The sequence below is a fragment of the Sphingomonas sp. GlSt437 genome, assembly GCF_048015635.2.
Taxonomy (GTDB): Bacteria; Pseudomonadota; Alphaproteobacteria; order Sphingomonadales; family Sphingomonadaceae; genus Sphingomonas.
This window is the reverse complement of the sequence record NZ_JBPGYA010000001.1, coordinates 429,773-451,278: the sequence shown is the minus strand read 5'-3', so window position 1 is coordinate 451,278 and position 21,506 is coordinate 429,773. Positions and strand designations below refer to the sequence as shown.

General features: G+C 65.1%; 21 protein-coding genes and 1 pseudogene. 5 read left to right on the top strand and 17 right to left on the bottom strand.

What is annotated here, in order from left to right:
• Window positions 1-274: 274 nt before the first annotated feature.
• The 3 genes from ACLB0R_RS02405 to ACLB0R_RS02395 form a co-directional block, all read right to left on the bottom strand.
• Entirely contained in the window at window positions 275-1,339 is a 1,065-nt protein-coding gene (locus tag ACLB0R_RS02405) for a DUF7146 domain-containing protein (protein ID WP_434953826.1), read from the bottom strand.
• The gene (locus tag ACLB0R_RS02400; RefSeq protein ID WP_416641778.1) at window positions 1,339-5,676 is read right to left on the bottom strand and encodes a strawberry notch-like NTP hydrolase domain-containing protein; all 4,338 of its coding nucleotides are present in this window, start codon (window positions 5,674-5,676) and stop codon (window positions 1,339-1,341) included. Before ACLB0R_RS02400 ends, ACLB0R_RS02405 begins: the two co-directional genes overlap by 1 nt.
• Window positions 5,677-5,925: 249 nt before the next feature.
• A complete protein-coding gene (locus ACLB0R_RS02395) occupies window positions 5,926-6,615 on the bottom strand; it encodes a hypothetical protein (RefSeq protein WP_416641777.1) in 690 nt (229 codons plus the stop codon).
• A 241-nt stretch (window positions 6,616-6,856) separates the two neighbouring features.
• Here ACLB0R_RS02395 and ACLB0R_RS02390 point away from each other — a divergent pair, with 241 nt between their 5' ends.
• The gene (locus tag ACLB0R_RS02390) at window positions 6,857-7,363 is read left to right on the top strand and encodes a TetR/AcrR family transcriptional regulator (protein WP_416641776.1); all 507 of its coding nucleotides are present in this window, start codon (window positions 6,857-6,859) and stop codon (window positions 7,361-7,363) included.
• Window positions 7,364-7,515: 152 nt separating this feature from the next.
• Here the strand turns inward: ACLB0R_RS02390 and ACLB0R_RS02385 are convergent, their stop codons facing one another.
• The 13 genes and pseudogenes from ACLB0R_RS02385 to ACLB0R_RS02325 form a co-directional block, all read right to left on the bottom strand.
• Window positions 7,516-7,758, bottom strand: coding sequence for a DUF6117 family protein (locus ACLB0R_RS02385; RefSeq protein WP_416641775.1), 243 nt, complete (start codon window positions 7,756-7,758; stop codon window positions 7,516-7,518).
• Complete coding sequence (locus tag ACLB0R_RS02380) at window positions 7,755-8,180, bottom strand: hypothetical protein (protein WP_416641774.1); 426 nt, start codon at window positions 8,178-8,180, stop codon at window positions 7,755-7,757. Before ACLB0R_RS02380 ends, ACLB0R_RS02385 begins: the two co-directional genes overlap by 4 nt.
• Before the next feature lie 68 nt (window positions 8,181-8,248).
• Window positions 8,249-8,521: a hypothetical protein gene (locus tag ACLB0R_RS02375; protein WP_416641773.1), complete on the bottom strand. Its 273-nt coding sequence runs from the start codon at window positions 8,519-8,521 to the stop codon at window positions 8,249-8,251.
• The gene (locus ACLB0R_RS02370; protein ID WP_416641772.1) at window positions 8,518-8,991 is read right to left on the bottom strand and encodes a hypothetical protein; all 474 of its coding nucleotides are present in this window, start codon (window positions 8,989-8,991) and stop codon (window positions 8,518-8,520) included. The genes ACLB0R_RS02375 and ACLB0R_RS02370 overlap by 4 nt, the downstream gene beginning before the upstream one ends.
• A complete protein-coding gene (locus tag ACLB0R_RS02365) occupies window positions 8,984-9,352 on the bottom strand; it encodes a hypothetical protein (protein ID WP_416641771.1) in 369 nt (122 codons plus the stop codon). Before ACLB0R_RS02365 ends, ACLB0R_RS02370 begins: the two co-directional genes overlap by 8 nt.
• Before the next feature lie 88 nt (window positions 9,353-9,440).
• A complete protein-coding gene (locus ACLB0R_RS02360; protein ID WP_416641770.1) occupies window positions 9,441-9,995 on the bottom strand; it encodes a hypothetical protein in 555 nt (184 codons plus the stop codon).
• A 67-nt stretch (window positions 9,996-10,062) separates the two neighbouring features.
• Window positions 10,063-10,461 carry a hypothetical protein gene (locus tag ACLB0R_RS02355; RefSeq protein ID WP_416641769.1) on the bottom strand — a complete coding sequence of 133 codons (399 nt, stop codon included), beginning with the start codon at window positions 10,459-10,461 and terminating at the stop codon, window positions 10,063-10,065.
• Between the two features lie 70 nt (window positions 10,462-10,531).
• Window positions 10,532-10,765, bottom strand: coding sequence for a hypothetical protein (locus tag ACLB0R_RS02350; protein WP_416641768.1), 234 nt, complete (start codon window positions 10,763-10,765; stop codon window positions 10,532-10,534).
• 10 nt (window positions 10,766-10,775) lie between these two features.
• On the bottom strand, window positions 10,776-11,189 hold the full coding sequence (locus ACLB0R_RS02345; protein ID WP_416641767.1) for a DUF6915 family protein: 414 nt from the start codon (window positions 11,187-11,189) through the stop codon (window positions 10,776-10,778).
• Window positions 11,190-11,199: 10 nt separating this feature from the next.
• Window positions 11,200-11,679 carry a DUF6878 family protein gene (locus tag ACLB0R_RS02340; protein WP_416641766.1) on the bottom strand — a complete coding sequence of 160 codons (480 nt, stop codon included), beginning with the start codon at window positions 11,677-11,679 and terminating at the stop codon, window positions 11,200-11,202.
• Window positions 11,680-11,778: 99 nt separating this feature from the next.
• A complete protein-coding gene (locus ACLB0R_RS02335; RefSeq protein WP_416643077.1) occupies window positions 11,779-13,914 on the bottom strand; it encodes a ParB/RepB/Spo0J family partition protein in 2,136 nt (711 codons plus the stop codon).
• Window positions 13,915-14,081: 167 nt separating this feature from the next.
• On the bottom strand, window positions 14,082-15,029 hold the full coding sequence (locus ACLB0R_RS02330; RefSeq protein WP_416641765.1) for a hypothetical protein: 948 nt from the start codon (window positions 15,027-15,029) through the stop codon (window positions 14,082-14,084).
• Window positions 15,029-15,343: pseudogene (locus ACLB0R_RS02325) on the bottom strand (zincin-like metallopeptidase domain-containing protein); the annotation flags it as partial. The gene ACLB0R_RS02330 and the pseudogene ACLB0R_RS02325, both read right to left, overlap by 1 nt.
• Before the next feature lie 139 nt (window positions 15,344-15,482).
• Here ACLB0R_RS02325 and ACLB0R_RS02320 point away from each other — a divergent pair.
• The 4 genes from ACLB0R_RS02320 to ACLB0R_RS02305 are packed head-to-tail and all read left to right on the top strand — an operon-like array spanning window position 15,483 to window position 20,644.
• The gene (locus ACLB0R_RS02320; protein ID WP_184107147.1) at window positions 15,483-16,616 is read left to right on the top strand and encodes a tyrosine-type recombinase/integrase; all 1,134 of its coding nucleotides are present in this window, start codon (window positions 15,483-15,485) and stop codon (window positions 16,614-16,616) included.
• The gene (locus ACLB0R_RS02315; RefSeq protein ID WP_184107145.1) at window positions 16,616-18,388 is read left to right on the top strand and encodes a site-specific integrase; all 1,773 of its coding nucleotides are present in this window, start codon (window positions 16,616-16,618) and stop codon (window positions 18,386-18,388) included. Before ACLB0R_RS02320 ends, ACLB0R_RS02315 begins: the two co-directional genes overlap by 1 nt.
• Before the next feature lie 44 nt (window positions 18,389-18,432).
• Window positions 18,433-20,214, top strand: coding sequence for a hypothetical protein (locus ACLB0R_RS02310; RefSeq protein ID WP_240456262.1), 1,782 nt, complete (start codon window positions 18,433-18,435; stop codon window positions 20,212-20,214).
• A gap of 58 nt (window positions 20,215-20,272) precedes the next feature.
• Window positions 20,273-20,644: a hypothetical protein gene (locus tag ACLB0R_RS02305; protein ID WP_298674892.1), complete on the top strand. Its 372-nt coding sequence runs from the start codon at window positions 20,273-20,275 to the stop codon at window positions 20,642-20,644.
• Here ACLB0R_RS02305 and ACLB0R_RS02300 read toward each other — a convergent pair.
• Complete coding sequence (locus ACLB0R_RS02300) at window positions 20,551-21,429, bottom strand: ArdC family protein (RefSeq protein ID WP_416641762.1); 879 nt, start codon at window positions 21,427-21,429, stop codon at window positions 20,551-20,553. The two genes, ACLB0R_RS02305 and ACLB0R_RS02300, sit on opposite strands and share 94 nt — an antisense overlap.
• Window positions 21,430-21,506 lie beyond the last annotated feature (77 nt).

Here is a 21,506-nt window from a genome sequence, read left to right as displayed (position 1 = left end):
CCTTCGTGGCGATCACTGGACCGGGAGCGGAACGGGCCTGCACCGCGGCGCTCTTGCGCCGCGGCCGAAGCGCAGCGGAGGACCGAAGGGGGCCGGCTATTTTGTCTCGCGATGTAAAGGCGGCTCTGCCGCCGACGGAAAATAGCCGGTCCACGAGGTTGCCGGGCCGGGCCGCTTCTGGTCCGATCGCCCTCTAGAAGGCCAGGGCGCGGACTCTGTCCGGCTCTTGGGGCCTCGCCTCGACCGACAGCGACGACGCTCGAACCGCCGTGCTTCACCCCGTCTCGGCAGTCGCCATCAGCAGGAAACGGGCGACGTCCTGCGGGATGAGTTCGACCCGCAAGGCTGCCTGAAGTGCGTCGAGGCCGAACCCGCGGAGATCCTCGTTGAAGTCGCCACGCCTGGGCGACCAAGTGATCGCCTCGATACCGGCCGATTGGGCGCGCTCGGTCAGAGCCATCGCCGCCCCGTCGCCGGCCGCATCATTGTCGCGCGCGATATAGAGCCGGCGCAGAGTCGGCGGGAGCAAAAGAGCGGCGAGGTGGTTGGCCGAAAGAGCGGCGGCCATCGGCAGGGTTGGCAGCACGCAGCGCAACGACAGCATGGTCTCGATGCCTTCGCCGGCCGCGAGCACATCATTGGCCACACCGAAGCGCACGGCGTTACCGAGAAGGTCGCCCATCGCCCGTCGCGGCGTGTCGATCGGCGCCTTGCCGAGACGGACCGAATCGAAGCCATCGGGCTCGAGCCAGGTGCGATGCGCGCCGGTGATGCGTCCATCGAGATCGGTGACGCGCGCGATCATCGCGGGCCAGGTCTCGGTCGGCGAAGTGTCGTCGGGCCGATAGTAGCAACGCGGGTGGAATCGCAATGCGCCGTCTTCGTGCAAAGGCGTAATGCCGCGATTACGCAAATACGTCTCGACGAGAGTGTGCATCGGCGGCTGCGACATGGCGAACAATCGCCGTGCTGCCTCCGGCGAGCCGGTCGGTGCATTGGGTGTCCGGACGCGCGAACGATCGGACGCTGGTTCGGGATGAGGCAGGCTCAGGAAGCGGCGTGCTTCGTCAGCGACGTCGTGGAAGTCGATGAGGCCGCAGCTTTCGCGGATGACATCGAGCAGATCCCCATGCTCGCCGGTCGCGGCGTCGGTCCACTTGCCGGCCGGCCCTTTCGGCGACTCCTTCAAGCGGACGTACATCGACCGGCCCGGCGTGTTGCGGGCATCGCCGACGAGCCAGTAGCGGCCTTCGCGACGGCCGTTGGAGAGATAGTGACGGCAGACCGTCTCGGCGTCGCGCGCGAGACGGTGCGCCAGGTCGGAAGCGTCGCGCGGCATCACGCGGCCTCGCGCTCGCCGACGCGCTCGACCGGATAGCGATTGAGCACCTTCGCCAGCACCGCGATCCCACTCGCATCGGTTGGCACGAACATGCGCAGCTTCCAGGAGATGATCTCGTGGAAGAGGCCGTAAGCCTTCAGCCGGTCGCGCATCGTGTCGTTGAATCCGGACAGTTCGATGCGGTTCGCGCCCATCACGCGCACGCGGCGGAGCTGGAGGCCTTCGGCGAGATCGAGGACGGTCCGGCCGTCCATGAGAGCAACGAAGGCAGCGTCCGGCGTCAATGTCGGAGCGCCGGCCGCGAGGGCGGTCGCGACCCAGGCGGGCGAGACCTTGCGGCCGATGATGCGCTCGCCGGCATCGGTCTGAAGCCGATAGACGCGCGTCGACTCGTTCGGCAGCCGTTTCCAGATCGGCAGGAGCAAACCGGCGACGACGTGGATGGTGCTGTCGGTGAACGTGGGCACTTCGCCGAGTTCGGTCTGCCACGCCGCCGCGAAGCGTTCGCGGTCGGCTTCGGTCCAGTGGCTTTCCGCCATCACCTTCAGCGGCAGGCTGTGATGCTCCATCGGCCGGATCAGGCGGACGCGGCGCTCGATCTCGCCGTCGTCGAGCATAAGGCTCGGCGCCGGGACCTGGACGGCGGCGCGGCCCGAGCGCTCGTTGAAGAGCAGGACCGCGCGCGGATCGCAGAGACGATCGAGCGCCTCGTCCAGCGTCACGGGCTGGTTGCGGCGGCGTTCGGTGATGGTGAGCAGCCGGGTCTCGGCGCCGGTGGCGGGATGGCTGTAGATGACGCTTCGGTCGGCGACGACGAAGCTCTCGGCGCGCAACGTCTCCAGACCGGCGTCGTAAGTGCCGGATGCGATCGCGCCCTCGATGCGGGCGGTGAGCAATTGCTCGAACGCGGTGAACAACACGTTCTGCAACTCGATGGTCAGCGCCAGCATTCTGTTGAGGAAGGTCGTGATCGGCGGCAGCTCATCCTTGATGCCGTTGGCGTCCATCAGCTTCAGCCCGGTCGAGGCCTCGAAGGTCTGAAGCGAGCAGCCTTCGACCTTGCCGCGCACCAGCAGCATGTAGAGCTGGCGGAGCGCATCGCGGCCGTAGTGGCTTTCGAGATTGTCTTCGGGTCTGAATAACCCTTGGCCGCCGGTTTGGCGTTGACCACGTGTGATCGCGCCCAGGGTGTCGAGGCGGCGCGCGATGGTGGAGAGGAAGCGCTTCTCCGCCTTCACGTCGGTCGCGATCGGCCGGAAGAGCGGCGGCTGCGCCTGGTTGGTGCGGTTCGTTCGGCCGAGGCCCTGGATGGCGGCGTCCGCCTTCCATCCGGGCTCGAGCAGGTAATGGACGCGCAGCCTGCGATTCCGCGCCGACAGCTCGGCGTGATAACTCCGCCCGGTGCCGCCGGCGTCGCTGAAAACGAGAATGCGCTTGGCGTCGTCCATGAAGGCGGCGGTCTCGGCGAGGTTCGCCGATGCTGCGCGGTTCTCGACCATTAGGCGGTCGCCCTTGCGGATCACGCGGCGCGAGCGGCCGGTGACTTCGGCGACCATGTCGGTGCCGAAGCGCTGGACGATCTGGTCGAGCGCGCCGGGCACGGGCGGTAACGAGGCGAGCTTCTCGATCAGGCGGTCACGGCGCGCGACGGCCTCGCGGCTCTCGACCGGCTGGCCGTCGCGATAGACCGGCCGCGACGAGAGATTGCCTTCCGAGTCGGTGAACGGCTCATAGAGCTGCACCGGGAAGGAGTGGGCGAGGTAGTCGAGCACATATTCGCGCGGCGTGATGTCAACCTGGACGTCGCCCCAGTCCTCCGTTGGGATTTCGGCGAGGCGCCGTTCCATCAGCGCCTCGCCCGTCGAGACGATCTGGATGACGGCGGCGTGGCCGGCGTCGAGATCGCGCTCGATCGCGCCGATCAGCGACGGCGTTTTCATCGAGGTGAGAAGATGACCGAAGAAGCGTTGCTTGGCGCTTTCGAAGGCCGAGCGCGCGGCGGCCTTGGCCTGGGCGTTCAGCGTGCCGGTCTCGCCGGTGATGTTGGCCGCCTGCATCGCGGCGTCGAGATTGTTATGGATGATCGAGAACGCGCCGGCATAGGCGTCGTAAATGCGGATCTGTTCGGGTGTGAGCTGGTGCTCGATCAGCTCGTATTCGACGCCCTCATAGGAGAGCGAACGCGCCGCATAGAGCCCGAGCGCCTTGAGATCGCGCGCCAGCACTTCCATCGCCGCGACGCCGCCATCCTCGATCGCCTCGACGAATTCGGCGCGCGTGGCGAACGGAAAGTCCTCGCCGCCCCAGAGCCCGAGGCGCTGGGCATAGGCCAGATTGTGGACCGTCGTGGCGCCGGTCGCCGAGACATAGACGACGCGGGCGTTCGGTAGGGCGTGCTGAAGACGCAAGCCCGCGCGTCCCTGTTGCGACGGCGCCTGGTCGCCGCGCTCGCCCTTGCCGCCGACGGCGTTCTGCATCGCATGGCTCTCGTCGAAAATGATCACTCCGTCGAAATCGGAGCCCAACCATTCGACGATCTGGCGGACGCGCGAAAGCTTCTCGCCGCGATCATCGGTGCGCAGCGTGGCATAGGTCGTAAATAGGATGCCTTCCGCGAGGCGGATGGGCGTGCCCTGGCGGAAGCGCGAGAGCGGCGTGACTAGCAGCCGCTCCATGCCGAGCGCCGACCAGTCGCGCTGTGCGTCCTCGATCAGCTTGTCGGATTTGCTGATCCACAAAGCACGGCGGCGGCCCTTCAGCCAGTGGTCGAGCAGGATGCCCGCGACCTGGCGGCCCTTGCCCGCGCCGGTGCCGTCGCCGAGGAACCAGCCGCGACGGAAGCGTACGGCGTTCTCGGCGTCGTCGCGCGCGGCGGTGACGAGGTCGAAGGTCTCGTCGACGTTCCATGCGCCTGCCAGGAAGTCCGAATGCGCTTCGCCGGCATAAATGACGCTTTCGAGCTGTGCATCGGACAGCAGGCCATCGCCGACAAGAGTTGTGGGGAGATGCGGGCGGTAAGAGGGCTTTGGCGGCGCGACCGACGCCATCGCCGCCGATTGCACCAGCTTGGTCGGATGGGCCTGCGAGCCGGGAATACGGATCGACTGCAATCCGTATTCTTCATAAAGCGCATCCGTGAGACGGACGCCCTCGGGCGGTGTCCATTCCACGGTCTCGTAGGAAAGCTCGACGCCCTCGGGCTCGGCAATCACCGCTGCCTGCTGCCTCGTGGCAGCGCGCGCGAGATAGCCGCGAACGGTTCGAGGCGTTGCGACACCGCCGGCGGTCGGCGTGGCGAGCAATCCGGCAACCGGGCGACGCGGCGGGACACGCTCGGCGATCCAGCCGAGTAGCGTGGCGGCGTCCGGCGCGATCCCAGCGGACGCCGGAAACTGCGCCGGATCGGACGCGGGCGCCTTGTCGATCACGGTGAGGCGCGTCTCGATGGTCGTGCCGTGCTTGGCATAGACCGATCCGTCGATCGCCGCGGTGAAGACGACGGTGCCGCGCTCCTGGAGGCGCTCGAAGGCATCGCGCCAGGATGGTGTCTCGGGGCCGAAGTTCGCGCCGGTGATCGCGACCAGCCGGCCGCCGTCGGCGAGACGCGCCAGCGCCGAAGCGACATGGCGGTAGGCGGCATCCGTCATCCGGCCGCTGACGTTCGCCATCGCCGAGAACGGTGGATTCATCAGTACGGCGGTCGGCGTGATGGCGGGATCGAGGTGATCATCGATCTGCGCCGCATCGAAGCGCGTCACGCAAAAGTTGGGGAAGAGATGCGTGAGCAGATCGGCCCGGGTCTCGGCCAGCTCATTGAGGACGAGCGCGCCGCCGGCGATCTCGGCCAGGATCGCGAGGAGGCCGGTGCCGGCGGACGGCTCCAGGACGCGATCGCCGGGCGCGATGCCGGCGGCGCGGAGCGCGGCGAGGCCGAGCGGGATCGGTGTCGAGAACTGCTGAAGCGCCTGGCTCTCCTCGGACCGCCGTGTATGGGTGGGAAGAAGGCTCGCGACCTTTGCGAGCTGCGGCAGCGCCGCAGCCACAGAGCCGGCCTTGCGGAAAAGCGGCTTGCCGTATCGACGGAGAAACAGAACCGTGGCCGCTTCGCAGGCGTCGTAGCCTGTCTTCCAGTCCCACGCGCCGGACGTGTCGGAGCCGCCGAAGGCTTGCTCCATTGCCGTGCGCAGGATGACGGCTTCGACGCGCCGCCCTTGCTCGATGTGGGGAAGAAGAAGCCGCGCGGCCTCGGCGAGGCGTGGCGCGGGAGCATCCGTGCGGGCGCACGGGATCGACGCGGCTGCTGGTGCGGCCGCAGAGGCAGAAGGATGCGACATGAGAAGAGACCTCGGGAGAGCGGGACACGGGCGAGCCGGCCGGCGCTCTCTCTGAACCGCACCGGCTCAAACCCGTCCCGGCCAAACTCTCCCTCTCGTCACGCGGCTGCCTTCACGGCACGCCCGTATGACGCTTGATGAGAACCTTGCGGATTGCCGATCGCCTCCTGAGCCCGCTGCGGTGATTCGGCGATGGATGCGGCTTACGTCAGCCTTCAAAGGGCAGCGCAATGCATGAAGGCCTGACGCCTAACTGGCGCCTAAATGGGTGCGTTGCCCGCCCTTTTTGCCATGCGGCAGCGTACTGCGGTTGTGTTGCTTTTGCAGCCCATACCGGGTCATCCCCTTCGGCTTACAAATCGAAAGAACTACGGGCACGAACAGCACGAGCATGCCAGCTATCGCGTGGACGACAAGCTGGACTCCCACAATATGGATCTGGTCTTGGTGTAATGTCGTTTCAGTGGCCAACCGCGCAGCATCATCAATCAATGGAAGCTTCAGCAGCAGGATGATGGTCGCGAACGCGGTAAGAAGGAGCTTGAAAAGCACCCAATAGTGTTTGAACAATCCCCACGAGGTGCCGACCGATTGGATGACGCCGGTCACAAGAGCGCCAAATGCAAACGGTATGACGAGATCGTCAGCTATCAGCTTCATCGCCGGATAGACGACACGAACCGTTAGGTCGTCGCCGCGGACAATGCCCGATAGGGCTAGAGCGGCGAATGCCGCGATTGTGCCAAGCAACCCGACTGACAATGTAACATGCACCGTGAGCGCCAACTTGCGCAGACCAGGTGACATCATCATCGCGACGCCGGCGGTATGTGCCCGATCATGTCGGCGATTGAGTGACCGAGTAGCCACATCACGACCAGATGCAGGACAAATAATAGCAGCAGCACGACGATGGTGAACTTGAATCGCTTCACCCAACGGGGTGGGTCGTGGATTGGCGGATCGGACATTTGGGTTGCCGCTGAAATCGTGGACACGGAGCCCAGAACAAGACACACTGTCCGGAATCACGTCAATGCACGGGTCGGCTCCAGCGTCCTTAACCGCACAAATCGGATGATATGACCGGGAATAGTGGTCGAGAATGGCAGGAAAAACGATAGACCGTCGCGTCAGTCGCACGCGGACGACCCTGCAACAGGCCCTCATAACGCTCATCATGAAGAAGCGTTATGAAACGATAACGGTCGAAGACATCTGCGACGTTGCCAATGTAGGCCGATCGACCTTCTATGCACACTATACCAGCAAGGATGATCTTAAGCGGCGCGGGCTGGAAGAAGCATTGCACGGCCTTCTGGAAGAACATGGACGCACACGACTCGCATCGCCAGGAAAGACAATGTTCAGCTTCAGTCTCCCCATGTTCCAACACGCGAAAGATCACTTAGCGCTCTACAGAGCACTCGCCGGCGGGCGTGGTGGCGCTTTCAGTCTCCAGCACATCGAGGAACTACTGACGAGTGTGGTACGGGATGAGCTTGTTTCATGGCGCAGAGGGAAGCCCAGCGGACCCATGCCCCTTGAAGCTGCGGTGCAATTTGTCGTGGGTGGGTATATGGCGTTGTTGACTTGGTGGCTCGACAAAGGAGCCAAAATCTCACCGCAAGAATTTGACGCCCTATTTCAGCAATTTGCCACCAAAGGCGTCTTAGAAATAGCGTAACTCAGGTCGTTGCTCGCTAGTTTGCCTACGTCGGGATTGAAGGGGCTGCGGCGTAGACGTAGTTCTCATTGGTTTTTCGTGGTTCAACCGGCGATGCGGGAACGGCTTGACCGACGGGCCGCCGCGTCCAGACAGGTCGCGGCGCGAGGGTGTCAGGAGGCCTGCTCGTCCGGCAGGGTTGAAGCCGGCGGCACATAGGCGTCGTAGGGATTGCCGTCAGCCAGGTGGCCGAACGGCGTGAATAGGAAATCCGGGCCATCGCGCCCGACGGCGCAGATGACGTAGCGGGTCTCGCCGGTCGCTGCGTCGGCGCATTCCATGAGGGCGAGGTTGCCGTCGGCCGCGGCGCGGAGCAGCGTCTGAAAGTTGGCGGTCGCGTGATCGGGAATGCTCATCGCCCGCTTCGCTTTCCTCGGGCGGATGACAGAGTTCGCGCCAGCCAGCCGCTTGTAGAGGTCCAAGCGATCGTCTCGCGGGTGGCGAGATCGAGAACATGAGCGCCGCCACCGAAGGCGTCGATGCGTGGCCGCGAGCATGTGTTGGCCCATTGAAAGCCCCAGCGGCCCTTAAGGTCGAAGGCTTCCGCACACCGAAGGACAAACGTGATGACTGTTTGCGGATCGCCGGTCACGTCATCACGGATCCAGAGCACGGCACCACCGTGCTCCGGCTGGATGGAGATGAGAAAAGCGTCCGCAGGTGGATCCTCCTGCGCGTTCTCCTGCATCAGCGCATTGTAGAGATCGAGGGCGCGCGCTGCGTTGTCGGGTGTGCCGACATCGAGCACGCATGAGAAGTGCGTGAAGAAATCAGCCATGATGGCCTCCTGAAACGACGAAGCCCGGCGCGAAGGCCGGGCTTCCTGGAATTGCTGTGATTGGGAGATCAGCCGGTTGGGCCGTCGTGGATGCGGTCGTCGTCGAATTCGACATCCTCGATCACGGGGTGGCGGCCATCGGGGGCAACGCGGTCGATGAAGGCGATCACGCCTTCTCGCCGTTCCTCGATGTCGATGTGCTCGGGATGGGCGCCCGACTCCATCGCGCGCTTTGCGGCGGCCTTAGCCTTGTCGATGGCGTCGGCATCCGATTCGGCGTCGATGGTGAAGCCGTCATAGGCGCGCAACCAGAAGCCGATCTTGACGATGTACTCGGTCATGGCGCGTCTCCTTCCTTTGAAACCGCGGCGTGTTCGTCGGCTCCGGCGCCGGGCGCTGTGTGATCGCTCTCGTTTTCGAGGCATGTGAGCGCGACGCCTTCTGAAGCGGCGTAGTCGGCGGCAAGGTCGATCGCCCACCGTCGAGCCATATAGAGTTCGTCGTTGTAGGATTCCCATTTGCCGGCGACGCGCGCACAGCCATCGTTGATGAAGCGCGGCAGGTCCGGGTGATCGGCGAAAACCTCGCGCGCTTCTGCGAGCGTGTCCTCGACGGTCAGAACGAGAAGCGGATGCCAGCCGGCCGGATACTCGCAATCGAGCATGATCCGCTGAGCCCCGTCGGGGTCGAGACAGCCGCGAAAATACGCCCAGGCGCGCGACAGACGCGCCAGGCGATGGCGTGCGCGAAAACGCCAATGGGCGATGCGGTCGGCGACACGCGGGCATGCTGCTTTGAGACGATCAAACACGACACACCTCCCGGATCCGGGCCGCGAGGTCCCGCGGGCGATTGAGAAGGTCCAGGGAGGCGAAGTTGTTGGGACCGCCGTGGTAGTCCTTCCGCCCCTCGCAGGTGCGGAAGAGGACGCCGGTGTCGTGGCCGGTGGCCGGCTGGCACGCCTGCACATAGAGGTGATCGGCGTGCAGCGTGACTTCGCCGGAGACGGCTATGCCGCCCTGGTTGGAGCGTAGATCGTAAGCGGCGGGCGACAGGCCGAGGGCGTCGGCAAGCCGTTTGAGCTGGTGGCGGGCGTGACTGTGAAACGCGCGCTTTGCCGGCGCGTCGTAGCAGACACGGCGCCGGAAATCGAAGACGATGGTCTTGGACATGGTGGGGACTCCGAGAGCGGATCGCGGGCAAGCCCCAAGGCCGCGCTCTCCTCCGACCTCCGGGCTTACCCGCGTCCCGGCCCGCCTCTCACTCTTCTTGGTCGGACGGCGGCGTTGGATCGGGTCGTTTCAGGCCAGCCCCATCCGAGTCATCGAGGCCAGCTTCAGCGAGGAAGTCCTCGATGAGATCGTTGGTCGACTTGCCGATGATCGTGTCCGGCGTGATGAGGACCGCCATGCCGCCGAAGCCGTCCGGTCGCATCTTGCTGCAGGTGAAGGCCGCGACGACGCTGACATAACGCAACGTCTTCGACCGCTTGACGATGTCTTGAAAGAAGAATTCCCAGGACGTGCCGCTCAGATCGAGCTCGACTTCCGTGTCGTCGGGATCAAGCTCGGCGAGTTGCTCGACGACATGGCGATGAGCGGCGCTGTCCGGTTCCGGGGCAGCGCCGAGCGCCGCTTCAAGCTCGGCGCGCGTCGCGAAGATCATCGTCGAGGGGCTTTCCTCGGCGAAGAAATACCAGCCGTCGTGATCCGGCTCACAGCCGAAGATGCGTGACAAAAGCAGCCGTTCGAGCGGCGTCATGTCGGCATCGGGAATGGTCTGCTGGATCACGGTCTGTTCGAAGTAATCGGCCATGGGGTGTCTCCAGAAACAACAAACCCGGCACAATGGCCGGGCGGGTGGAAGGGAATGGCTGGCGCTGTCAGTCAGGGTCTCTCGCGTCTGCGAGAATGGCTTCGGCCTTCGCGATCGCAGCGTCTGCACGCTCACGCCAGTACGCTGCGTCAGCCGGGCCGCCCTCGGGCGCGTGCGCGAAGACTTTGAGGAGCCCGAGCAGGACCTCGTAATGCTCGGACTTGCGTTGGAAGCTCTCTCCGAACTGCGTGGGGATTGCTAACGCCGGCCCGCTGTAGGGCTGTGTGTCACCAGGCCAGGCGCCGGTGACATAGGTCTCGCCAGAGGACTCGTAATCTTCCTTCTGGTCCGACCAGTCGTCGTCTTCGATGGCGAGACGACAGGCGGCTGCGAGTGTATCGGCTTCGTAGCTGTGCTGCCGGAAGATCGGCAGCCTATAGGTGGTTTCGATGGTGAATTTGGCCATGATGACCTCCTTGAAATGCGAAAAGCCCGGCGTGACCGGGCTTTTGCGAGCAGAACGGGAGTGGTTGCGGCTAGGACGGTTCAGGCGGCTCGGGCTCGGGATTGCCGATCTTTCCGTCGATCACACGAACGTCGAGCGTGTAGGTTCCGATCAGGGTATCGGCGTCGAGGAATCCCGCGCCCATGAGGCGCGACCGGATGGCGTCGTCGGTCGCTTCGGCGGCCCAGATATATTCGCGACGATCCGCGATCGGATGGCCGTCTTCGTCCTCAAGGTCGAATTCGAGGATAGCTTGAATCTTCATGACGTCCTCCTCACGCTCGGGCAGCTTGCCGCACCGAGGGGGTTGCGGCAGGTTCATGATTGCCGGATGTTGCCGCGAACGGATCGACCAGCTTATGGATCGGCTGCGCGCGACCCATCCAGGGTTCGGGCCGGATGCAGCGAACCCAGTCGGCGAAGCTCGGGATGAACCCGAGGTCTTCGATGACGTGCTGTTCGCCGATCAGGCGGACCGGCACGACACGGCCTGTCGAGATGGTGATCGTCGGGCCGAAGAATCGCTCCAGCATGAAGATGCCCTCGGCATGATGCCGCAGCGCGCGATGCCGGAAGTCGGCGGTGATCGCCTTCGATTCATCGAACCATTGGTGCAGCGGCAGATAGTCTTCCGCGACGCCGCCCCACTTCCTCGCCGAAGAGAGCGCATGGTGATAGCAATGTCCCATCGCTGCCTCCTCAGAATGTGTGGGTGTAGTTTTCGGACGCCGTGTAACGCTCGTTGTAATCGAGCGCGATCGTCCGTTCGGCGACATCGAAGGTGAAATCGCCATAGGCGCCGTCGTTGTTCTCCCAACCACAGTGGGTGTCGGCGAGCAGATCGTAGACGAGACGATCGATCTCGTCGGCGATGCTGATCGTTGTGCGGCCGGGCTCCGGCTGACCCCACACGGCTTCAGCAACCTCGATCCTGGCTTCGGGCATAGTGATGATCGTATCCCCGGCTTTCACCTCGACATTTTCGATCTGGCCGCTGTCGCCATAGCCGTCGAAGCTGACGATGACGTGCGTGACGCCGGCGGCCGCGAGTGCATCGAACAGGGCGGTCTTGTTTAGCGGTTGCAACTCGGCATGCAGTTGGTCCTGGGCGGCACGTTTCGCCTCCCAGGCAGACGGGTCGTTGTTGTCGACTGCGGGGATGTCGGAAGGATTCGTCATGGTTGTCTCCTGAAACAAAATCGCCCGGCGCGACGGCCGGGCGGAGTGAGGTGGATAGGGAGATGAGCGGGACGGCGCGTGCCGCCCCGCTCCCGGTCGTTACTCGGCGGCGACCGCAGCGGGCTCGTCGGTCTCGTCCTCGCCGCTGCCGTCCTCGTCGTCGGCGAGAAAGGCGGGGAGTGCTTCCTCGTCGCCATCGGCGTCGGCATCGGCCGTGTCGGCACCCATCGCCTCAGAACCCCGGAGCGGCTCAGGCAGCCAGCCGGTGCCGTCGAGCAGCCGTTCGGCTTCCTTCGCCATGTCCGCCTTCTTGAGATGGTCGATGAGCTGCGCCGATTGCTCGCCCTTCGCCTCCCGTACCGCTTCCAGGATGCGAGGCTTGGTGACGCGGCCGAGATAATTGTCGACCGTCGGCCGCCATCCGGCGTCCACCATGTCGAGCCCGACGGCGTGCGCGAGCCGGTCGGCCTGGACGAGACGACGCTGGACGCCGTGAACGGAGACGCCAGGACCGCCGTAGCGATCGCCCTTTTCATAGAGGGCGTTGACGCCGAAGGAGACGCAGTGCGCCAGCAACGCGCCCCGGCTGGCGTCGTCGAGTGCAGCGAGCCAATCCCACAGCGCAGCCTCGTCTTTCGGCATGTCGGCCTTCCAGGCGTCGTGCCGTTCCGCGACCGCTTTGGCGGACGGGCTGTCCTTGAGGTCGGCAGACTGGATCGAGAAAAACACCTGCCGCACCGATGCCTCGAGGCAATTGCCCGCGGCGCTGTGCTGGAAGCTGTCGAGGCAGAGCTTGTGCAAGAGCGCCGTCATCGCGACATGCGGGTTGTTCGCTACGGCATCGCGGAGCGCCAGCGTGCGGTAAGCGGTCAGCTCGCTGACCAGCCGATCCGGCAATGGCTTCACAACATCATCGTCGTCGTCCTCCGGCTCGGGTTGGCCGCCGATGGTGATGATGGCGCGTTGAACTGCCGGCGTGGCGGTGTCGGTCCCAGCTTGCTCGACGGAGGACTCGTCGCCTTCCTGGTCAGGTTCGATGACCGGCGCCTCGTCCTCGGGACGGACATAGCCGCGATCGACCAGGAGCTGGCCGTCATGGTCGATGCTGACGAAAACGCCGGCACGGGCGATGTCAGCCGGATCGAAGATCTGCGGCCGGGTTTCGAACGCCTGAAGCGCGGTTTCGATCTCGCCGAGCCGCTGGTCCACCTCGTCGGGCAACTCGTCGGCATCCTGATATTGCGCCTCGAGCTGGTCGTACTCGGTGCGCAGCGCCTCGCGCGTGGCGCGCTCCTCGTCGGTGAGATCGGCCGGCACACCGTCGAGTTGGCGCAGGCCGTGGTCATGGCCATAGGGAAATTCGATCCCCACGGCGATCCACTTCCAGCCCTCGGCTGCGACGGTCTCGGCTTCGGCCTTCAGCTTCTCGGTGACCAGGGTTTCGAGAAGGCCGACATTCTCCAGCCAGCCGCCATCGTCCTGCTGGAAGAGATCGCGCATCACGATGCCTCCGGCGCTCTCGTAGGCGTCGATGCCGACGAACAGCACGCGCTTGTCGGAGGCGCGGACCGTCTTCTCCGTCAGCATACGACGGATCTGATACGGCTCCTGGCCATAGGAGCGCTGGAGCGCATCCCAAACCTGCTCCTGGCGCGCATGATCGGTCGTCACGGTGAACGCCATGAGCTGTTCGAGCGAGATGCCATCCTCGGCATAGACGTCGAGCAGCTTCCCGGAGACCGCGGCGAGGCGTAGCCGCTGCTTGACGACGTTCACGCCGACGAAATAGGCGGCGGCGATGTCTTCATCCGACAAACCCTTCTCGCGCAGGGTCTGGAAAGCCCGGAACTGGTCGAGCGGGTGCAGCGGCACGCGCTGGACGTTCTCGGCCAGCGAGTCGTCCTCGGCGAGAATCTCGGTCGAGGGATCGCGGACGACGCAGGGGATCGGGGCGGTCTTCGTCAAGCGCTTCTGCTTGACGAGAAGCTGCAGCGCCTGGAAGCGCCGGCCGCCGGCGGGCACCTCGAACATGCCGGTCTCGGCGCCATCGGCATCGAGCACCGGCCGGACGTTGAGGCTCTGGAGCAGGCAGCCGCGACGTGCAATGTCGGCGGCGAGGTCCTCGATCGAGACGCCGGCCTTCACGCGCCGGACGTTCGACTGGGAGAGGATGAGCTTATTGAGGGGAATGTCGCGCGAGGCGCTGAGGGTGATCTTCTGAACGGCACTGGCCATCGGGATATACTCCGCGACGGGCGCCGGGAGACTCTCTCTCGGTTTTCGACCCGTCACGAAGACCGGCGCAGCCCTCTTCCTCTCGGAGGACCGCGCCGCAAAGCCGACGAACCGGAAAGACGCGAAGCCGGAATCCCGCATTTCCGCATTTCCGGATTTCCGGGAAATCAGACCCCGCACATGCCTTCACACTCGTTGGGCCAGAGATCGAGCTGGCGGTGATCGCCGGCGTTGGAGAGATCGGCCTCGTCGAGCGGCACGGCGGAGCGATGCAGGAAGACCTGGCCGCGAATGCCGCGAAAGCCGGTGCGGATCGCGCGATCGACAAGAACAGCGTCGGCCCAGGCTTCGGCATCGCTGTCCCGCATCCGGCGCCAATGGGCGTCGGAGTGGAAGGGACAGCCGATGCAGGCGCTCTTCGGCGGAACGGGATAGTCGTGCCGTGCCAGCCAACGGAGGCAGTCGTGCCGCGTCATTCGCCGCTCGATCAGCGGCCAACGATTGACCTGCCAGTCCTCAAACGAGGGTTTCATGCGGATCGCCTCGTCGAGCGAGATCCCGATCCATTGCTCGACGATGGGAGCGCGGGGCGAGCGGCGGCCCGCGAGTCCGACGAGCTCGCGCACCTTCCGTCGGATCGGCACGATCTTGTAGTCCTTGGTGCATTGGCGACGGATCATCCCGACGTCGATGCGGTCGGTGGCCACGATGCGTTGGCCGACGACGATGAGTTCGCCATTGTCGTCTTCATCGAGAACCGGGATGGCCGTGCCTGCGCGCGTCACGTTGCGCGTGAAGGCGGGGATCGACGCCCACCTTGCGCCCTGGGCGCCTGCGATCAGGTCGTCGCGGATGTTGCCGCCCGAGACGATGTGGACGGGGTACGGCAGTACGTTGGGCGACATGAGCCAGGCCAGGTGGTCGTAGACGGCCTTCGGCTCCCAGCCGGTGTCGGAGAAGATGGCGCAATCCGGCATCGGCCCAACCTCGCCGTGGGCGGCCATGAGCGCCAGCGTCGTCGACTGCACGCCGGCGCCGAGGCTGAGCACCCGGAGCCGGATCGAATCCGGCACAGGGGCGTCGCTGAGAGCCGTGGGTGTGAGGAGGTCCAGCATCACGCCGCCTCCGCTGTGGATGCGGCGTGGGTGCCGGCATCGGCTTCGGGCAGGAAGCCGAGAATCCAGTCGGCCGCCTTGCTGGCCTGCGACGCCGCTCGCACGACGGCGCGATTGTCCTCGCGCATCACCTCGAGCCAGGAGCCGATGTAGTCGGCATGGCGCACGGTTGGGACGATGCCGAGCGAAGCGCAGCAGAAGGCTGCATTCATCTCCGCCACCAGCTCCTCGAACGCATACTTCTTCGTGCCGAAGGCGCCGGTGAGGTCGCGGCCGAGGCGGGAGGGGTGGCCGCTGGCATGCCCCAGCTCGTGTTAGGTCCTGCCCACAGGATGTCCTTTCTGTCCTTTCAGGGCTATCCAGAAGGACACCCTGCACAGGCCCCACTCTCCTTCTTCGCCGAATGGGGTGGGCCCGAGGGCCCACCCCATTCGGCAGCGATCGAGGAGAGGTATGGCGGAGTTGTTGTTCTCGGCAGAAACGTTCAGGCCCGATGGCTCATCGGTTCTGGGCGTGCCGATGCTGCTCGACGCGAAAATGCGACTGATCGAGCCGGCCTGTGCCTGGCTGATGCATGTCGCGCTGGTGCGTGGGCGGACGCGCAGCCCCGAGACCTGGCGCACCTACGGCGAAGCGCTCTATGACTGGTGGCAGACGATTGAGGCGAATGACTGGCGCTGGGACAGTGTCGGCTCTGGTGAGATCGCAGCATACCGGGACAATATGTTGCATCCACCTGATGACGACGAAAAGCCGCTGGCGCGCAGTACGATCAATGGCCGGTTGCGCACCATCGCCCGGTTCTACCACTGGTGTGCCGGGACCGGCCTGATTGATCGAACGCCGTTTACGGCAAGCGACGTCGCACTGTCGCGAAGCCGCCCGCCAGGCTTCTTCGCTCATATCGATGCGAGTGGCGGCCGCGAGCGCGTCAACGAGCTGACCGTGCGCCATGTGACGATGCTGCCGCGTCCGCTGGCGCCGTCGGCGATCCGGCGGATCATAGCGGAAATGCCGGTCAGGGACCGGCTCGTTGTCGAATGGGCGGTCACGACCGGGATAAGGCGCATGGAGATCGCCGGGTTGAAACTCCGCCTTCTTCCGAAGGCCTGCGCCGAACCGATGATGCCGGTGCGAATCGACGCAACAAAGGGCGGAAAAGCCCGCGTCATCTATCCGCCGCCCACGCTTCTGGATCGGACGTGGGCTTATGTGCGGGAGGAGCGCGCCGTCACGGTTAGAAAAATGCAAGCTCGCGCTGGGCCCACTGACCCTGACGCGCTGTTCCTGACCGTAAGGGGGCAGCCGATGACGCCCCGGCGGGTTGGCGCGATGTTCAAAGCGGCGGCAGACGGCGCAGGCGTACCGGCGACGTTCCATGCGCTGCGCCACACGTTCGCGGTAGCGATGCTGAGGTTCCTGCAGCGCGAGGCACAAACCCATCCGGACCTCAATCCGCTGCTCGCGCTGCAGGTGTTGATGGGGCACGCCGATCTTGCGACCACAGCGATCTACCTCCGCGTCGTCGCAACCGACCTCTCGATCATCGAATCCTCAGTCGATGATCTCTATGCGGCACTGCTGTAGTGGCACGCCGCCGGAAGAATTATCGGGTCGCACCATCGCCGATCCCGCTGATCAGCGAGCCCGGTACGCTCGTCGTCAACTTCGTACAAGCAGACGGCACGCTCAAGCGTTCGTTCGATTTTACAATGTTCGGAAAAGTGCCGATGGCGGCCGAGCTGGCGCTGGCGTTCCGACATCATCTTGGCGACAAAGCAGCGTCAACTCGCATCAGCACCTATCGTCGGCTTCCCCTGTGGTTCTCGTTCATCAAGGAACATGATGATGCAATCACGTCGATGCGTGACGTCGATACAGCGGTGCTGCGCGCGTTCATCGCATCGCTCGATACCAAACCCTGGGTGAAGGCGACGAGACATGGGGCATGGTCGTGCATCAAGCAGTTGATCGCATGGTTGCAGCGAAACCGGCCCGAGCTGACCCACTCCGACCTTGATATCCCGTTCAACGCCTTCCCACGCAAGAATGCCGAGACACCGCCTCGAGCGGTGCTGAGCCGAAACGAGATGGAGCGCGTGCTAGCCGCAGCCCGCGCCGATATCACTGCCAGCTGGGCGGTGTTCCAGGCTGGGTGCGCGGCGCTTGCGCGCCTCGACCGTGCCGCGATCGCGGCTGAGGACGATCTGGCGCGGCTTGATCTGGACGATATCGGGGTTCTGCTTGCGATAATCTGCGATCGGTTCGGCGGGATCGTGCCACCGACGCGGGTGATGTCGAAGCCGGGAGCGAAACTGTGGCGCCTTCACTTCGCGATGCTGCGCCATGGCGCCAATCTGAAGGTGGCGGCTCATCTCTACATGATGCCGGAAACGATCGTGCCCTACATGATCGCGATCGGCGCGCAGACCTACGCCAATGCCGAAGCGCTGCGCTTGCTTCGTCGCGACTGCATGAGCGAGCACCTCCTGCTTGACGGCCGCGTGCTCGTCACCTGGAGCAAAGGGCGCTCGAGCCGCGAACAACGGCGCAGCTTCCTCAAGGATAAGAGCTTCTCGGTCCCGACGTTGATCGAGCAAGTGCTGGCAATGACGGCTGCGCTCATCCCGCATGCGCGGCCCGAGGACCGGGACCGCCTGTTCCTGATCGACAATATGAACAGCTCGCGGATCGTCGGCGTGATACCGAACTATCTGGTATCGGCGCATGTCCGGCGCTTCGTGAAGCGTCACGATCTGCGAGACGATCTGGGCAGGCCCTTGCAACTGAGCATCGCCGCGCTTCGGGCATCTGGGCTGACGCTGGCGCATGAGAGGCTGGGCCATGATATCCTGAAAACCCAGGCGCTGGCGAACCATGCGACGCCGGACACCACGCAGCGTTATGTGGATCGGCCGCTCGTCCGACAAGCCCAAGCCATCGCCGTTGGCGCCTTGCAGGCCCGGTTCGTCGAGATCGTGCGGGGGGAGCCGGATGCGGAAATACCCGAACAGCCTGACGTCGACGTTCGCCGTGCGTCGGCCTCGGGCTTCATCTGCGCCGATCCGATGGGTGGGGCGGCGGAAGGCCAGCGTGCGGGCCAACTCTGCACGGCCTGGCTGGGGTGCTTCACCTGCCAGAACGCGGTCATCCCGCTCGATGTGGAGATGCTGGTTCGGCTTAACGCGACGCGATCGGCGCTGATCGACGCGCGAAACGGGATGGTGCCGGGTCGTTGGCGGCTGCTCTATGCCCCCAAACTGGAGATCCTCGAACGCGATATTCTGCCGCGCTTCCCGGACACGCTGCATGATGCAGCGGTCGACCGTGCGCTGCCCGTGCTGCCGCCGATCGAATGAGCGTGCGGCCACAAACGAGGGCGGGGGCGCCGGCCTGGGAAGATATGGCCGTCTCGCCCTGGAGCCGATTCGGCGACGACGAATGGCGCCTCGACATCAGGACGTCGGGTCGCCGCGCCGATCAGAACCGGCTGCGCTGGGTCGTTGCGATGCCAAAGGATGCGAGGATCGGCATCGGGGAGCGCGCGGCCCTGATCCATGCCGCGAAGCACTTCCTCTGGTCGATGCGCGTCGATCCGCCAGCGGGACGAAAGCGATCATCGCTCGCGTCGCTTCATATGAAAGGCCTGATTCTGCGCACGCTGATCGGGTGGATGGCGATCGAGGGGCTGCGCCGCTTCTCCGACATCGACCCGAGCGCTGTCGATCGCCTGTGCGTTTGGTTGCGCGGTCGTCCCGCCCGCAATGGAAAGGCGCGGGTCAGCCCAAGCACGGTGAGCAACTACCTGCTCGCCATAAAGGATCTCTATCGGCAAAGAACCAAGCTGAGCGATGCTCCGCGCGTCGATCCGCTGCCGTTGGACACGACCTTCGAGGCGGCGGGCGTCACGCGCGCGACCAAAGGGACAATCCCGTTCATCCCGGATGAGGTCGCCGTCGCGATCCTTGGCGAAGCGTTGCGCTGGGTGGAGGAGCATGGCGAGACGATCATCGAGGCTGAAACGATCCGCTTACGAGCCAGGGCCATCGGCCTCGCTACCGGCATCTCCCGCCAAGCCTCCTACTATGTGCGCAGGGCGCTGCGGCAAGCGCATCTGACGGGACCGCTGGGGGACAAGTTGGATGGCGCTTACGCCGTCCGTCACGCCGCATGCCACCTCGTCGAAGCCTGCTACATCGTCATCGCGGGCTTCGTCGGGATGCGGGTGAGCGAGATCCTGTCGATGAAGGTCGGGGCGATCGAATACCGCCCGATCGGCGAGACCGGCGTGGATCAGGCCTATGTGGTGGCGCGGTTGTTCAAGACGGTAGACCATCCCGAGGGGCGGGAGGAACGCTGGGTTGCCCCCGCGCCGGTGGTGCGGGCCGTCGATCTGCTCGAACAGCTGAGCGCCCCGCTGCGTGCCGCGTCGGGACGCGATGAAATCTTCCTGGTCAAGAACACGCAATATGGCGAGATCGTGCCGGTGACCCACATGCACATCGGTTGGCGGATCAACGACTTCGCGCGGCACGTCGGCGTGCCCGAACATGAAGGAAAGCCTTGGTCGTTCAGCACGCACCAGTTCCGCAAGACCTTCGCTCGGTTCGTGGCACGGCGGGATCGATCACAGCTTCTCGGGCTGGCCGAGCACTTCAAGCATGCGTCGGTCGCGATGACGGCCCGAAGCTATGTGGGGAACGACTTCGATCTGCACGGCCTTATCGACCATGAGAGCCGCGCCGAAACCGCCGCAGCGCTCGATCAAATGCTGACCAGCAAGCGCCTTGGTGGCCGGATGGGGGAGCGTATCGTTGCCGGCAATGTCCGGTTCCGCGGCCGTGCCGGTGAGCAGGTCCGGCGCGACTATATCGCATTTATCCTCGCGGAGACCGATCTCCGGGTGCATGCCTGCGATTATGGCTGGTGCGTGTTCCAGCAGGAAACGGCGCGCTGCGGCGGTGAGGCCGGGCCGAGCGAAGCCGGGAGGGCGCCAGCGGTGTGCCTGTCGTGCGCGAATATGGTCGTTGAGGAGCAGCATGCCGGCTACTGGCGAGATCGGCGTGCGCGCAATGCTGCCCTGCTTCCCCGAGCCGGAGCGATGACAGCGGCGGTGCTGACCGAGGCGATCGAACAGTGCGACGGCGTGCTGGCAAAGATCGGAGGGCAATATGAGGGGAACTGATGCGTTGCGCCGATCTGACGCGGTCGCAAGGAGCTACCGGGCTGCACTCGCCAGACTTGTGCGCGGCGAAGGGCGGCATGCCGATCATGCTGGGCGCGTCGTGCGGATCAGCCCGGCTTCGGTCGCGCGCGAGGCTGGGCGTAGCCGCAATCCGCTCTACACGACCCATCGCGACATCCTCGACGAGATCGAGGCGGCGGCGGGTGGCCCAACACCGGCGACCGATCTGGCAGCGCGCATCGCCGAGCTTGAATCCGATCTGGCGGACCTGAGGGCAGCCGCGCGCCGTCATGCGGAAGAGAAGCGTCTTTTGGCGAGCGAGAACCTGACGCTGCTTCATCGCGCGAGGACGGCCGAGGACCGGCTCGCCGGCAGCCTACGGCGGATGCCGGACGCACCCGCCGCAATCCCAATTACGCCGCAGCGCTGAGTTGCAGCGCCGGCTGCTGTGCGTGCATCCAGTCGACCCCCGCCTGGGCTTTGCTCGCCGCAGTGAAGATGGCGGAGGTATCGTTCTACAGCACCCTCGCCCGCGCCGCCCGCGACAAGGACACTTGCGATGTTACCTACTTCATGCAGGGCCGTGCGATGCCAGTTGATCGGTTCGAAATAGGCCTGTGGCGGCGGCACCATCACGAAGTCGGGGTCTGGCGCGTAGAAGGCGCGGTTACCGCCGATGCGGAAGTCGACGCCCGTCGCGCGGATCAGGGTCTCGACCCGGGGTTCGATCAGGTCGGGCGGCAGCGGCGGTGCGACGGCCGCCACGTCGGCCGGCAGGTTCTCGCACTGCGCGGCGTTGAAGACGGTGAACCGCTTCAAGAACGGGATCGCGGCGGCTTCCTCGCCGGTCTCACGCGCCCGCCGCTTCTCGTCCTCGGGGGTAAAGCGGTCGGCATAGACGACGGTGGTGCCGTGTTCGCCCTTGCGCACGTTGCCGCCGAGGCCGAGGGCCTGGCGAAACGTGAGCCAGCTCTGGGCGGGGAAGCCATGCTCGATGACGGCGCCCCAGAGGATCAGGACATTGATTCCCGAATATTGCCGCCCGGTCGCGGCGTTCTTTGGCATGGCGAGCGGCGCCTTCGCCGCCGCCGTGCCCCACGGCTGGACCCAGGGCAGTCGGCCTGCCACCAGCTCGGCGATGATCTTTCCGGTGATTTCGTCATAGAGGCTCGCCCGGTCCTGGCCGGGGCGCGCCGAAGCGGTCTTTCTGGACATCGCGGATCTCCGCGACGGGCGCCGGAGGCCTCTCCTCCAGCCCTGAACCCGTCACGGCGAACCCGGTCCGCACTCTC

What these genes read in the sequence shown, in the direction of transcription:
- ACLB0R_RS02390 (WP_416641776.1), top strand. Translation starts at nt 6,857, where the DNA reads ATGAAGAAGCGTTATGAAACGATAACGGTCGAAGACATCTGCGACGTT.
- ACLB0R_RS02400 (WP_416641778.1), bottom strand. Translation starts at nt 5,676, where the DNA reads ATGTCGCATCCTTCTGCCTCTGCGGCCGCACCAGCAGCCGCGTCGATC.
- ACLB0R_RS02340 (WP_416641766.1), bottom strand. Translation starts at nt 11,679, where the DNA reads ATGACGAATCCTTCCGACATCCCCGCAGTCGACAACAACGACCCGTCT.
- ACLB0R_RS02365 (WP_416641771.1), bottom strand. Translation starts at nt 9,352, where the DNA reads ATGTCCAAGACCATCGTCTTCGATTTCCGGCGCCGTGTCTGCTACGAC.
- ACLB0R_RS02310 (WP_240456262.1), top strand. Translation starts at nt 18,433, where the DNA reads ATGGCCGTCTCGCCCTGGAGCCGATTCGGCGACGACGAATGGCGCCTC.
- ACLB0R_RS02375 (WP_416641773.1), bottom strand. Translation starts at nt 8,521, where the DNA reads ATGACCGAGTACATCGTCAAGATCGGCTTCTGGTTGCGCGCCTATGAC.
- ACLB0R_RS02350 (WP_416641768.1), bottom strand. Translation starts at nt 10,765, where the DNA reads ATGAAGATTCAAGCTATCCTCGAATTCGACCTTGAGGACGAAGACGGC.
- ACLB0R_RS02335 (WP_416643077.1), bottom strand. Translation starts at nt 13,914, where the DNA reads ATGGCCAGTGCCGTTCAGAAGATCACCCTCAGCGCCTCGCGCGACATT.
- ACLB0R_RS02330 (WP_416641765.1), bottom strand. Translation starts at nt 15,029, where the DNA reads ATGCTGGACCTCCTCACACCCACGGCTCTCAGCGACGCCCCTGTGCCG.
- ACLB0R_RS02360 (WP_416641770.1), bottom strand. Translation starts at nt 9,995, where the DNA reads ATGGCCGATTACTTCGAACAGACCGTGATCCAGCAGACCATTCCCGAT.
- ACLB0R_RS02405 (WP_434953826.1), bottom strand. Translation starts at nt 1,339, where the DNA reads ATGCCGCGCGACGCTTCCGACCTGGCGCACCGTCTCGCGCGCGACGCC.
- ACLB0R_RS02300 (WP_416641762.1), bottom strand. Translation starts at nt 21,429, where the DNA reads ATGTCCAGAAAGACCGCTTCGGCGCGCCCCGGCCAGGACCGGGCGAGC.
- ACLB0R_RS02345 (WP_416641767.1), bottom strand. Translation starts at nt 11,189, where the DNA reads ATGGGACATTGCTATCACCATGCGCTCTCTTCGGCGAGGAAGTGGGGC.
- ACLB0R_RS02380 (WP_416641774.1), bottom strand. Translation starts at nt 8,180, where the DNA reads ATGGCTGATTTCTTCACGCACTTCTCATGCGTGCTCGATGTCGGCACA.
- ACLB0R_RS02320 (WP_184107147.1), top strand. Translation starts at nt 15,483, where the DNA reads ATGGCGGAGTTGTTGTTCTCGGCAGAAACGTTCAGGCCCGATGGCTCA.
- ACLB0R_RS02355 (WP_416641769.1), bottom strand. Translation starts at nt 10,461, where the DNA reads ATGGCCAAATTCACCATCGAAACCACCTATAGGCTGCCGATCTTCCGG.
- ACLB0R_RS02385 (WP_416641775.1), bottom strand. Translation starts at nt 7,758, where the DNA reads ATGAGCATTCCCGATCACGCGACCGCCAACTTTCAGACGCTGCTCCGC.